This window comes from Kitasatospora sp. NPDC059327 (assembly GCF_042752535.1).
Lineage (GTDB): Bacteria > Actinomycetota > Actinomycetes > Streptomycetales > Streptomycetaceae > Kitasatospora.
Genome location: NZ_JBHYYB010000008.1, coordinates 42,513 through 54,000 on the forward strand (window position 1 = coordinate 42,513; position 11,488 = coordinate 54,000).

The window sequence follows — 11,488 nt, forward strand, 5'->3', positions numbered from 1 at the left end:
GATGCGTCGGACGGGCGCCGGGCCGGCGCGGCGGGGAGGCGGTCACCAGGCGACCGGCAGGGTGCGCGGGTAGCGCCAGATCGAGCCCGTCCGCCAGTCCAGCTCGGCGGCCGGCACGGCCAGCCTGAGCTCCGGGAAGCGGCGCAGCAGGGTGCCGATGGCCACCTGGAGCTCCATCCGGGCCAGGTGGGCGCCGGCGCAGTGGTGCGTCCCGTAGCCGAAGGCCATGTGGGTGGCCGAGCCGCGGTCGAGGTCCAGCTCGTCGGGCCGCTCGAACATGGCCGGGTCGCGGTTGGCGGCGAGGTAGGAGACGTGGACGGCCTCGCCGGCCCTGATCAGCACGCCGCCGAGCTCGACGTCCTCGGTGGCGACCCGGGCGATGCCGACGCCCTGGCGGAAGGGGATGAAGCGGAGCAACTCCTCGATCGCGCGCGGCAGCAGCTCCGGCTGGGCGCGGAGCTTGGCGAGCTGCTCGGGGTGGGTCAGCAGGGTGTAGGTGATGTTGCTCAGCTGGTAGGTGCTGGTGTCGTGGCCGGTGACCAGCAGGACCATGGCCATCACGGCGAGCTCCTGGTCGTCCAGCAGCTCCTCCTCGTCCCGGGCGGTGGCCAGGGCGCTGATCAGGTCCTCGCCGGGGGAGCGGCGGCGGGCGGCGGTCAGCTCGGAGAAGTAGGCGCGCAGCGCGGCCTTGGCGTCGACCTGGCCGGCGCCGCTGCCGGGGCCCATCGCCATCATCGCGACGGCGTGGCCGCGCAGCTCGGCGCGGTCCTCCTCGGGGATGTCCAGCAGCTCGCAGATGGTGACGAGCGGCAGCCGGCTCGCGAGGTGGTGCACGAAGTCGGCGGGGGAGCCGTGCTCCTCCATGTCGTCCAGGAAGCCGTCGACGGTCCGCTGGGTCTTCGGCCGCAGCTGCTCGACCTGGCGGTTGGTGAACCCCTTGGCGACCAGCCGGCGCAGCCGGTTGTGGGCCGGTGGGTCCATCAGGTTGATCGCCTCGACCTGGGCGATCGGGGCGGGCGTCATCCGGGGCAGGTCGCGGCCGATACCGGCGGCGCGACTGAAGCGGCGGTCGGTGGTGACGACGCGGACGTCCTCGTAGCGGGTGGCCAGCCAGGCCTCGCCCTCGCCGTGCGGCAGCCGGATCCTGGCGACCGGGTCCTCGGTGAGCAACCGCTGGAGGAGGGGGTCGAACTCCAGGCCTTCGGTGTGGTTGAAGGGGCAGTCCCACACGGGGGCGGAGGTAGTCACGGGATTATCCAAAAGGCCGGAGCTGGTGCCGCCCGACCGGGGGGATCGTTCGGGCGCGGACGTGCTGATGTTCCCCCACCAGGAGGCGGAAATGTGGAGAAGGAAGATAGTTCGCTCGATCGAGCGAGATAGATGATTGTCATGCGAAATACGGGAGTTGACGATCCCGATCGCGCCGGGAGAAGGCGGCTCCGCGGGCCGCCGGGGGCGTCCGGGGGTTCGGGCGGCCGGGCCAGAACCGGGCGGGCGTTCGAGGCGTCCGTTCAGGCGTGATCAAAGCTGTCCTCGGCTCCGTGCCGATGTTCTGGCCCGGGCTGTTCTGCTCGCTGGTGCCGGCCGCGCTGCTGAACCAGCCGGTCGGCCGCCTGCTGCGCGCGCACTGGGCGGTCGCGTTCCTGCTGCTGCTGGCCCTCGGTGGAGTGCTGACGCTGACCCTGCTGCCCGACGCCCACGGGCCGGTGCGGGAACTCTCCCGGGCGGCCGTGCGGCACTGCGCCCTGGACGGTGCCGGGCCGCGCACGCCGGGTGCCTGGCCGGCCTCGCGGCACACCGGCCTGGACGTCGCGCTGTTCGTCCCGGTCGGCCTCGCCGCCGCGCTGGCCGGCACCAGGCGCCGGGCGGCGGTCGTCCTGCTGGGCGCGGCGGCGCTGCCCTTCGCGGTCGAACTCGCCCAGTACGCGGTGCCCGCGATCGGCCGGGCCTGTGACGCCCAGGACGTCCGGGACAACCTGGTCGGGCTCGCCCTCGGCGCGGGGATCGGCCTGCTCGCGGGCCCGCTCGTCCGGGCCGGGGCGCGTTCGCGCCGGGAGCGGCGGACCTGACCCGGGTTCGCGGCGTCGGCGGGTGCGCGGCCGGGCGCGCGTGGTCACGGGCCCGGTCGGGCGGGCCGGGCGGGGCGGATCACGGTCGGCCGCCGCCGCGTTGGTGGCGGCTCCCCGAGGGCCTGAGCACCTCGGGGAGCCGCCGGAACGGGGGCTCAGCCGCCGTACTGGGCGAAGATCTTCGCGAACTCGTACGGCTGCTGGGCGATGTTGGTGCACTTGAAGAGCGCGCCGGTGCAGGCGTTGGCGTCCCGGGTGGCGTCCCAGAAGGCCAACTCACCGAGGTGGTGCTGCTGGGCGAAGGCCACCAGCTGCCGGGCGTCGGCCTGGTCGTAGATCTGGTGGTCGTCGTTCTCCCCGATCATCGGGGTGATGCCGACGGCGGCCCAGAGCTGGGCGTCGGTCTTCGCCGGGTAGAGCGCCTTGAGCTGGCCGTAGAGGCCCTGGGCCGCCTGCACGGCCGCGTCGCCGTAGTCGGCGCCGGTGCGGTAGTAGTCCATCGCCATGGCGTTCACCAGGTCGACGCCCACGCCCGCGTCCCGGGCGGAGCGGACGATGGCCACGCCCTCGGCGGTGAGGCCCTCGGGCAGCACCGGCAGGGTGAACGACACCTTCAGGCCCGGGTTGGCCTTCTGCAGCTTGGCGAGCGCGGCCGAGCGGCGGTCGTTGGCGGCGGTGTCGGCGATCGCGGCGCCCTCGATGTCGAAGTCGACGTAGCGCAGGTTGTAGGCCTTGACCACGGCGTCGTACTCGGCGAACAGCGAGTCCACCGTGGTGCAGGCGGCGGCGAGTTCGGTGCCGCTGGCGCCGCCGAAGGAGACCTTGGCGTCACCGCCGGCCGCCCGCAGCGCGTCCACCTGGTCCTTGGCCCAACCGGTGCGCGGGTCGTAGGCGTTGAACCAGCTGGCCTTGCAGCCGACGCCGGTGACGAAGCCCATGGTGAAGGACTTCAGGTTGCCGGCCTGGGCCATCGCGGGCATCGACGGGGTCGGCCAGGCGCCCATGTCGATGTACGGGGCCACCGGGACGGCGGTGTTCGGCGGCGGGGTGGTGGACGTCGCCGTGGCGGTCGGGGTGGGCGTCGCCGTCGGGGTGGCCGAGGTCGGCGGCGGGGTGGTCGGGTCGCCGCCGGGGCCGGTGAGCGTGATGTCGTCGGCCAGGTAGGCGCCCTGCCCGTACCAGCCGTGCAGGTAGACCGTGACGCTGGTGGTGGCCGCGCCGGTGGTGAAGGTGGTGGCGAGCTGCTGCCAGGAGGCGCCGCCGGGCGTCCAGACGGCCGGGTCGGTGACCCCGCTGCCGGTGGCGCCGAGGTAGACGTACTGGCCCTGGACCCAGGCGCTCAGCGTGTACTTGGTGTTGGGCCGGACGGTGACCGTCTGCCCGCACTGCGCGGTGTCGCTGCTGCTCGCGGCGCCCTTCAACGCGTACGAGCCGCTGTGCGCGCCGGTGCTGACGACGCTTCCGGTCGTGCCGGAACAGCTCCACGGGCTCGCCGAGCCGCTCTCCAGGCCGGCGTTGGCGAGCAGGTTGCCGTCGGCCGCTCCGGCGTTCCCGGCGAGGGTGGCGAGCCCGCCGCCGGCCAGCACGGTGGCGGCGGCGAGGCTGAGCAGCTTGACCCGGCCGGCGGGGCGGCGGTGCCGGGCGGGGGCGTCGGGCACGGGGGCGTCGTGGGGCGCGCGTGGCATGGGGGTGCCTCTCGGGACGGTGCCCCCGCGGCTCGCCACGCGAGGGGGAGCGCGGGCGTGCGGCGGGGGCGGTGGGGGCGTGGTCCGGTGCGGGGAGGTGCGCGGTGCAGCTTCAAACTGGACTAGACCAGCTGTGCACGTCAAGCACCTTCGGCACATCAGAGGCGGCTGTGGGGAAGGTTTTAGGAACGGTTTAAGGCGGGCCCTCCGGCCGGGCGGTTCCGGTGGTCCGGGGGCGTGCGGTCCGCCGGACCACCGGAACCGGCGGAGCGGTCAGCAGGTGGGACAGGGCGCGCACTCCCGGACCTGGACGTTGTCGACCACCGGGCCGTAGGCGCCGGTGGCGGTGGTGCTGGCGAAGGTGAGCGTGGTGGAGGCGTTGGCGGCCACGAAGGTGAACTGGCGCCCCACGTACCCCATCGCGGCCCGCGACTTGCCGGTGCTGTCGAAGGAGAAGTCCTGGAAGTCCTGGCCGTCGACGAGGGCCCGGCCGGTCTTGACCGCCGGTCCGCCTTCGGGGTTGGCCGCCAGCGAGTACGTGACCGAGTAGGTGGCGCCCGGCGTCGTGGTGAAGGTCTGGGCGACGGCGCCCGGGCCGCCGCCGTTCAGGTCGACCGACTGGTCGCCCTCGGCGGCCTGCCAGAAGCCGGCGCCGATCAGGTCGACGCTCCCCGTCGTGACGCGCCACGGGCCGATCGACTGCCCGGCCGTGAGGGAGGCGAAGGTGTTCGCCGCGACCTTCGGGGTCTCGAAGCTGCCGTCGTCGAAGCGGCTCAGGGCCCGGGTCTGGGCCGCCGCGCGGTCGGCGGTACCGGCCGCCTGGGCGGGGACCGTCGAGGCGGCGAAGCCACCGAGCAGCAGCACGGCGACGACGGCGGCGGTGCGGGTACGCGGGACCGACATGGGGACCTCCTGGGTGGAAGCGGTGGCGGAGCCCGGACCGGGCCCGCCGGCGCTCATCGTCCGGGCCCGCGGCGCGGCGGGGCCAGGCCGGGGCGCGGGCGCCTCGTGGTGCGGGGCGAGGCCCGTGAGCTCTCGCGCGCCGGTTTGCCGGGCCACCACCCGGCGGGCCGTACCGGGCCGGGTCCCTGGCCAGGGCCTTCGCCCCCGCGACCGGACGGACGACCCGTCGCGCGGCGGCGCGCGGCCGGCCGTCGGGGCGGACGGTCGCTCCGGGCCGCCGTCGCACACGACCCATCGGCGCGCCCCGGTCTCGCTTCGTACGCCCCCTGTCGGCGGCACGGCCCGGCTTCACACCGGAGCCGTCCGTCCTGTTCGCACCGGAGCCGTCCGTCCTGTGGAAAGGTCCGCGCCGCGGCCCGGCGGCTCCCTACGGTGACCCGATGACCAAGGACCTGCGCATCTGTTTCATCGGGGACTCCTTCACCCAGGGCGTCGGGGACCCCGAGTTCCGCGGCTGGGTCGGCCGGGTGCTCCAGGAGACCGGCCGGCCGGAGCCCGCCGGACTCACCGGCTTCAACCTGGGCGTCCGGCGCGACACCTCCTCGGACGTGCTGCGCCGGATCTGGCCGGAGGTCGACGCGCGGACCCGGCCGGACGCGGACAACCGGCTGGTGGTCTCGGTCGGCAGCAACGACGCCACCGTGGAGGACGGCGCCCCCCGCGTGGTGCCGGAGCGCTGCCTGGCGAACCTGGCCGCGGTGCTGGACGGCGCCCGGGAGCGCGGGCTCGGGGTGCTGGTGGTCGGACCGCCGCCGGTGGTGGGCTGGGGGGAGGAGCACCTGGAGCGGCTGTTGGACCTCGCCGGGCGGCTCGCGGCGCTCTGCGCCGGGCGCGGGGTGCCGTTCGTCGACGTGACCGCCGCGGTCGCCGCGCACCGGGGCTGGGCGGCCGAGGCGCTCGCGGCCGACGGGGCGCATCCGGGTGCCGCCGGCTACCGCTTCCTCGCCGGCCTCGTGCTGTCCGGCGGCTGGCCCGCCTGGGTGAGCGGCGCGTGGGCTTGACCTTGAGCGCACTCGAAGGGAGAGGCTGGTGCCGTTGATCGACGACACGAAGGAGTACCGGAAGATGCGTACCACCACGTTTGGTCAGCAGGGCCCCGAGGTCGGCGTGGTCGGCCTCGGCTGCATGGGGATGACCTGGGCCTACGACCCGGGCAACCGCGACGACGAGACCTCGGTCCGGGTGATCCGGGAGGCGCTGGACCTCGGCGTCACCCTGATCGACACCGCCGACATCTACGGCCCGTACAGCAACGAGGAGGTGGTCGGCGCCGCGCTGGCCGGCCCGTACCGGGAGCGCGCGGTGCTGGCCACCAAGGTCGGCCTGGTGCCGGGCACCGGCGACCGGCGGGTGGGCAACGACGGGCGGCCGGAGCACGTGCGGCGCTCGATCGACGAGAGCCTGCGCCGGCTCGGCACCGACCACGTCGACCTCTACCAGTTGCACCGGGTCGACCCCGAGGTGCCGATCGAGGAGACCTGGGGCGCGCTCGCCGAGGCCGTCGCGGCCGGCAAGGCGCTGCGGATCGGGCTCTCCGAGGTGAGCGTCGAGGAGATCAAGCGGGCGCAGGCGGTGCACCCGGTGGCGTCCGTGCAGTCCGAGCTGTCGCTGTGGACCCGGGACGCGCTGGCCGAGGTGCTGCCCTACACCGAGGCCGAGGGCATCGCGTTCCTGCCGTTCTCGCCGCTCGGCCGGGGTTTCCTGACCGGCAGCATCTCCTCCGCGGACGAGCTGCCGGCGGACGACTTCCGGCGCTCGCTGCCGCGCTTCCAGCAGGAGGCGCTGCAGGCCAACCTGGCCCTGGTGGAGAAGGTGCGGGAGGTCGCCGGACGGGTCGGCGCGACGCCCGCGCAGGTCGCGCTGGCCTGGGTGCTGGCCCAGGGGCGGTACGTCTTCCCGATCCCGGGCACCAAGACGCCGCGCTACCTGGCGGACAACGCCGGGGCGGCCGACGTGGTGCTCCCGGCGGCCGACCTGGCCGAGCTGGACGCGCTGCCGGCGCCGACCGGCGGGCGCTACTGACCGTCCTGGGGCGGCCGACGGTCCGGGGCGCTGACCGTCCGGGGCCGCCGGCCGTCCGGCGGGGGCCGGCCGCACCGGCCGGCCCCCGCTCAGCCCTCCTTGACCCAGACCAGCTGCCGGCCGGTCTCGCCGGGTGCCCGCACCGCCGCCTCGGCGATCCGGTCCAGCCGGAAGCCGAGCTTGCGGGGCACGGCGGCGCTGGCGGCGTTGGCCTGGTCGCAGTGGATCTCCACCCGTCCGACCCCGGGCAGCGCGAGCGCGGCCCCGGCCAGCGCCCCGGCGGCGGCGGTGGCGATGCCGCGGCCGCCGTGCCGCGAACCCACCCAGTAGCCGATCTCCAGCGCGCCCGGTCCGATCCGACCGTGCAGGCCGAACGAGCCGATCACGCTGCCGGGTTCGGCGTCCAGGCCGACCAGGTAGATGAAATCGGTGCCCGCGTCCCAGGCGGCCGCGCCGGCCCGGGTGAGCTCGGTGGTCTGCGCCAGGGTGGGGGCCTCGGCCGCCCACTCCAGCCAGGGCCGCAGATGCGCCAGATCGCTCCGGACGGCGGCGTTGAGCGCACGCGCGTACGCGGCCGAGCGGCGGCGCAGGGAGATCCCGCCGGCCAGTCGGAGCAGTTCCGGTGGCCGGCCGGCGGAGATCTCGGCCGCTGCCGGCCCGCGCCGTCGGGCGGCGGGGCGGGGACGGGGGATGTCCTCACCGGGGGGTGGCGTGACGTGTGTCATGACAGCGATTATGGGTGGGCCCCGGAGCGCCGACCACCGGCGAACCGCCGGGGCGGCGGCGCCGCCCCGGGGCGTGTCAGAGGCGTACCAGCACCTCGTCGAGATCCTTGCGCCGCAGGTCGGGGACGCGCGCCCCCGCCGCCGGGTAGCCCACCGGGATGACGTAGGCGGCCCGCTCCTCGGCCGGCCGTTCGCACACCTCGTTGAGGAACTTCATCGGGCTCGGGGTGTGGGTCAGGGTGGCCAGGCCCGCCTGGTGCAGGGTGGCGAGCAGCAGGCCGACGGCGATGCCGACGGACTCCTTGGTGTAGTAGGGGCGCGGCGACCCCGGGCCCTTGTGCACCTCGAAGACGACGATCACGGCGGGCGCGTCCTCCAGGAACGGCTTCTGCCAGTCGGTGCCGATCGGCGCCAGCGCGGTCAGCCACTCCTCGGAGGCCCGGTGCGCGTAGAACTCGCGCTCCTCGGCCTCGGCGGCCTCGCGCAGCCGCCGCTTGCGCTCCGGGTCGGTGATCACCACGAACCGCCACGGCTGGACGTGCGCGCCGCTGGGCGCGGTGTTCGCGGTGCGGATCGCCCACTCGACGACGCCGTCCGGGATCGGGCGGGTCGCGTAGTCGCGGACGGTCCGGCGCCGGGCCATCACGTCGTGGAAGGACCTGCTGCGTGCCTCGGCCTCGTGGGCGGGCACCGTCATCGGGGTCAGCGGGACGGTCGGGTACGGCGTCCCTGCCTCTGCACTGTCAACCATGGCCGACAGCACAGCACATGACGGGCGGTCCGGGAAGGGCCCGGACCGCCCGAATGGACCAGACCACTCAGCTCTCGTGGACGAGCCCGCCGCGGACCTCGATCCGCCGGTCGACCGACACCGTGTCCAGCATCCGCCGGTCGTGGGTGACCAGCAGCAGCGTGCCGGTGTACGAGGCCAGCGCGGACTCCAACTGCTCGATGGCCGGCAGGTCCAGGTGGTTGGTGGGCTCGTCCAGCACCAGCAGGTTCACACCGCGGGCCTGGAGCAGCGCCAGTGCCGCCCGGGTGCGCTCGCCGGGCGAGAGGGTGGCGGCCGGTCGCAGCACGTGCGCCGCCTTCAGCCCGAACTTGGCCAGCAGGGTCCGCACCTCCTCCGGCGTCAACTCCGGTACGGCGGCGGCGAACGCCTCCGACAGCGGCTCCCCGCCGAGGAAGAGGCCGCGGGCCTGGTCCACCTCGCCGACCACCACGCCCGAGCCCAGCACGGCGTTGCCGCCGTCGAGTTCGAGCCGGCCGAGCAGCGCGGCCAGCAGCGTGGACTTGCCCGCGCCGTTGGCGCCGGTGATCGCGACCCGGTCGGCCCAGTCGATCTGCAGGTCCACCGGGCCGAACGCGAAGTCGCCGCGACGCACGGTGGCCGAGCGCAGGGTGGCGACCACGGAGCCGGAGCGCGGCGCGGTGGCGATCTCCATCCGCAGCTCCCACTCCTTGCGCGGCTCCTCGACCACGTCCAGCCGCTCGATCATCCGCTGGGTCTGCCGGGCCTTGGAGGCCTGCTTCTCGGTCGACTCGGTCCGCATCGCCCGGCCGATCTTGTCGTTGTCGGAGGACTTCCGGCGCGCGTTGCGCACCCCGTGCTCCATCCAGCCGCGCTGCATCCGTGCCCGGGCCTCCAGGCCCGCCTTGGTGTCGGCGTACTCGTCGTAGTCCTCGCGGGCGTGCCGGCGGGCCGTCGCGCGCTCCTCCAGGTACGCCTCGTAGCCGCCGCCGTACAGGTTGACCTGCTGCTGGGCGAGGTCCAGCTCCAGCACCCGGGTGACCGTCCGGGCCAGGAACTCGCGGTCGTGGCTGATCAGCACGGTGCCCGCGCGCAGGCCCTTGACGAAGGACTCCAGGCGCTCCAGCCCGTCCAGGTCGAGGTCGTTGGTCGGCTCGTCCAGCAGGAAGACGTCGTAGCGGGACAGCAGCAGCGAGGCGAGGCCGGCCCGGGCGGCCTGGCCGCCGGAGAGCGCGGTCATCGGCAGGTCCAGCGAGACCTTCAGCCCGAGCGAGTCGGCGACCTCCTCGGCCCGCTCCTCCAGATCGGCGCCGCCGAGGTCCAGCCAGCGGTCCAGGCTCGCCGCGTAGGCGTCGTCGGCACCGGGGCGGCTCTCGACCAGACCCTCGGTGGCCTCGTCCAGCGCCGCCTGCGCGGCCGCCACGCCGGTGCGCCGGGCCAGGAAGTCCCGGACCGACTCGCCCTCGCGCCGCTCCGGCTCCTGCGGGAGGTGACCGATGTTGGCGCCCGCCGGGCTGAGCCGCAGCGAACCGCCCTCGGGGGTGTCCAGCCCGGCCAGCAGCCGCAGCAGCGTCGACTTGCCGGCGCCGTTCGCCCCGACGAGCCCGATCACGTCACCGGGGGCGACGACCAGGTCCAGGCCGGAGAAGAGAGTACGGTCGCCGTGGCCGGCGACGAGGTCCTTGACTACGAGTGTGGCGCTCATGATGTCTCCGATTCTAGGAGAGCCGGCGAGCGCGCCGGGGCCCGCGGCGGGAAGGCCGCGGGCCCCGGGGGCCGGACGGCGGCCGCGCGGGCCGCGGGCCCCGTCCGGCGGGCCGGTCGGGACGTGCCCGGGATCACTTCCGCTTGGACATGTACTCCAGCGCGTGCTGGGCGACGTCGTCCAGGTACGGACCGGCCTCCCAGGTGTTGTCGTTGCCGCCGATCGAGGTGTCCGAGACCAGCACCTGCTTGCCGTCCCTGGCCGCGAACCAGCCGCCGCCGCTGTCGCCGCCGGTGCCGTTGCAGCCGATGGTCAGCATCGCCGGGCGGCTCGGGTCGATCGTGTGGCGGACCGGCTTGCCGCTGTCGCAGTGCTCCAGCTCCATGCCGTCGAACGGCTTGCCCGCCGGGTAGCCGAAGCTGCTCACGCCGGTGATCTGGTCGCGCGGGGCGTTGAACCAGACCGGCACGGAGCCGCCGACGACCTCCTCCAGCGACTTGTTGCCGCCGTCCGGGTTGGCCACCCGGATGATGCCGAAGTCGTACTGGCTCCACGGGCCGCCGTACTCCGGGTCGGCCTCGTCGGCCCAGGTCGGGGAGACGATGCCGGCCACCGCGCCCCACTCGCCGTACGGCTCGGCCTGCTGCAGCGGGGCCTGCTTGCCGCCGCTCACCGCACCGGCGCTGTTGAACGCGGGGGCGAAGGTGATGTTGGTGTGCGACTTGCCGCCCTTGCCGCCGTGCAGGCAGTGGCTGGCGGTCCACACCAGATTGCTCTTGCCGGGGTTGGCCGGGTCGGAGACCACGGTGCCGGAGCAGACGTAGTCCTGCTTGCCGTCCTGGAAGAACAGCTTGCCGTTCACGTGGTAGTTCTTCGTGTACGGGTGCGGGACGGGCTTCTCCTGGACCACCTTCGGCAACGGGTCGTCGCCGTTGTCCGCCGGCGCCGGGGAGGCCGGCCGGCTCGGCGTCGCAGCGGTCGGCCGGGCCGTCGGCTGACCGGTGGGCGCGTTGCCCGGGCCGGGCTTGACCGGCTTGGCGTCGAGGATCTTCTGGAGGTCCCAGAAACCCTTCACGGCCGGGGTGATCACGTTCTGCTGGGCCCACTTGTCCCAGTCCTCGAACTTCCACTTCTTCAGTTCGTCGAGGGTGGGCAGTTTGACCGGCGCGGCGCCCGGCGTACCGGCGGCGCTGGTCACGGCGGTGGTCGGCGCCGCCGTCTGGGCCCCGGTGGCGTCGCTGTTGTCCGGACCGCACGCGGTCGCGACCACCATCGTCAGCGCGACGACGGAGGCGCCCAGCGCGGCACGCGTCGTCCGGGATATCGGTGACATGAGTTCAGTTCCCCCTGTGGATACACGCCGTACCGCCCGAACCGCAGGGCGTGGCAGGTGAGGAGTCTGCCACGCGGGCGGTGGCGTCCCCGGCCGCGGAGCGGACCGGAACGGAGCCGTCACGGGATCGGCACGTGATCCGCACCGAATTAATCGGTTGCGAGGGGCCCGGAGGCCTCCGTAGCGTGATCCGAGTCACCCGCCAGAACAGGAGAAGGCCGTTGCTCTACTGAGG

10 protein-coding genes are annotated in these 11,488 nt (G+C 74.4%); 3 read left to right on the plus strand and 7 right to left on the minus strand.

Features of this window, described 5'->3' with window-relative positions; all coding sequences use genetic code 11:
- Positions 1-42 precede the first annotated feature (42 nt).
- The gene (locus ACFXHB_RS07795; protein WP_380572927.1) at positions 43-1,248 is read right to left on the minus strand and encodes a cytochrome P450; all 1,206 of its coding nucleotides are present in this window, start codon (positions 1,246-1,248) and stop codon (positions 43-45) included.
- A 269-nt stretch (positions 1,249-1,517) separates the two neighbouring features.
- Between ACFXHB_RS07795 and ACFXHB_RS07800 the strand changes: the two genes are divergently transcribed.
- The gene (locus ACFXHB_RS07800; protein WP_380572928.1) at positions 1,518-2,069 is read left to right on the plus strand and encodes a VanZ family protein; all 552 of its coding nucleotides are present in this window, start codon (positions 1,518-1,520) and stop codon (positions 2,067-2,069) included.
- A 155-nt stretch (positions 2,070-2,224) separates the two neighbouring features.
- On the opposite strand, the gene ACFXHB_RS07805 is transcribed toward ACFXHB_RS07800, so the two are convergent.
- Positions 2,225-3,754, minus strand: a complete 1,530-nt coding sequence (locus ACFXHB_RS07805; protein WP_380572929.1) for a carbohydrate binding domain-containing protein — start codon at positions 3,752-3,754, stop codon at positions 2,225-2,227.
- Between the two features lie 273 nt (positions 3,755-4,027).
- On the minus strand, positions 4,028-4,657 hold the full coding sequence (locus ACFXHB_RS07810; RefSeq protein ID WP_380572930.1) for a choice-of-anchor C family protein: 630 nt from the start codon (positions 4,655-4,657) through the stop codon (positions 4,028-4,030).
- Between the two features lie 440 nt (positions 4,658-5,097).
- On the opposite strand from ACFXHB_RS07810, the gene ACFXHB_RS07815 reads away from it, so the two are divergent.
- Positions 5,098-5,718: a GDSL-type esterase/lipase family protein gene (locus tag ACFXHB_RS07815; protein WP_380572931.1), complete on the plus strand. Its 621-nt coding sequence runs from the start codon at positions 5,098-5,100 to the stop codon at positions 5,716-5,718.
- 64 nt (positions 5,719-5,782) lie between these two features.
- The gene (locus ACFXHB_RS07820) at positions 5,783-6,739 is read left to right on the plus strand and encodes an aldo/keto reductase (RefSeq protein WP_380572932.1); all 957 of its coding nucleotides are present in this window, start codon (positions 5,783-5,785) and stop codon (positions 6,737-6,739) included.
- Between the two features lie 89 nt (positions 6,740-6,828).
- On the opposite strand, the gene ACFXHB_RS07825 is transcribed toward ACFXHB_RS07820, so the two are convergent.
- The 4 genes from ACFXHB_RS07825 to ACFXHB_RS07840 form a co-directional block, all read right to left on the minus strand.
- A complete protein-coding gene (locus tag ACFXHB_RS07825) occupies positions 6,829-7,464 on the minus strand; it encodes a GNAT family N-acetyltransferase (RefSeq protein WP_380572933.1) in 636 nt (211 codons plus the stop codon).
- A gap of 76 nt (positions 7,465-7,540) precedes the next feature.
- A complete protein-coding gene (locus tag ACFXHB_RS07830) occupies positions 7,541-8,215 on the minus strand; it encodes a nitroreductase family protein (RefSeq protein ID WP_380572934.1) in 675 nt (224 codons plus the stop codon).
- A 67-nt stretch (positions 8,216-8,282) separates the two neighbouring features.
- The gene (locus ACFXHB_RS07835; protein WP_380572935.1) at positions 8,283-9,920 is read right to left on the minus strand and encodes an ABC-F family ATP-binding cassette domain-containing protein; all 1,638 of its coding nucleotides are present in this window, start codon (positions 9,918-9,920) and stop codon (positions 8,283-8,285) included.
- A gap of 133 nt (positions 9,921-10,053) precedes the next feature.
- Positions 10,054-11,253, minus strand: coding sequence for a hypothetical protein (locus ACFXHB_RS07840; protein ID WP_380572936.1), 1,200 nt, complete (start codon positions 11,251-11,253; stop codon positions 10,054-10,056).
- Between the last annotated feature and the right edge of the window lie 235 nt (positions 11,254-11,488).

Coding starts and splice junctions, on each gene's coding strand:
- ACFXHB_RS07820 (WP_380572932.1), top strand. CDS start 5,783: ATGCGTACCACCACGTTTGGTCAGCAGGGCCCCGAGGTCGGCGTGGTC.
- ACFXHB_RS07805 (WP_380572929.1), bottom strand. CDS start 3,754: ATGCCACGCGCGCCCCACGACGCCCCCGTGCCCGACGCCCCCGCCCGG.
- ACFXHB_RS07835 (WP_380572935.1), bottom strand. CDS start 9,920: ATGAGCGCCACACTCGTAGTCAAGGACCTCGTCGCCGGCCACGGCGAC.
- ACFXHB_RS07825 (WP_380572933.1), bottom strand. CDS start 7,464: ATGACACACGTCACGCCACCCCCCGGTGAGGACATCCCCCGTCCCCGC.
- ACFXHB_RS07840 (WP_380572936.1), bottom strand. CDS start 11,253: ATGTCACCGATATCCCGGACGACGCGTGCCGCGCTGGGCGCCTCCGTC.
- ACFXHB_RS07815 (WP_380572931.1), top strand. CDS start 5,098: ATGACCAAGGACCTGCGCATCTGTTTCATCGGGGACTCCTTCACCCAG.
- ACFXHB_RS07810 (WP_380572930.1), bottom strand. CDS start 4,657: ATGTCGGTCCCGCGTACCCGCACCGCCGCCGTCGTCGCCGTGCTGCTG.
- ACFXHB_RS07830 (WP_380572934.1), bottom strand. CDS start 8,215: ATGGTTGACAGTGCAGAGGCAGGGACGCCGTACCCGACCGTCCCGCTG.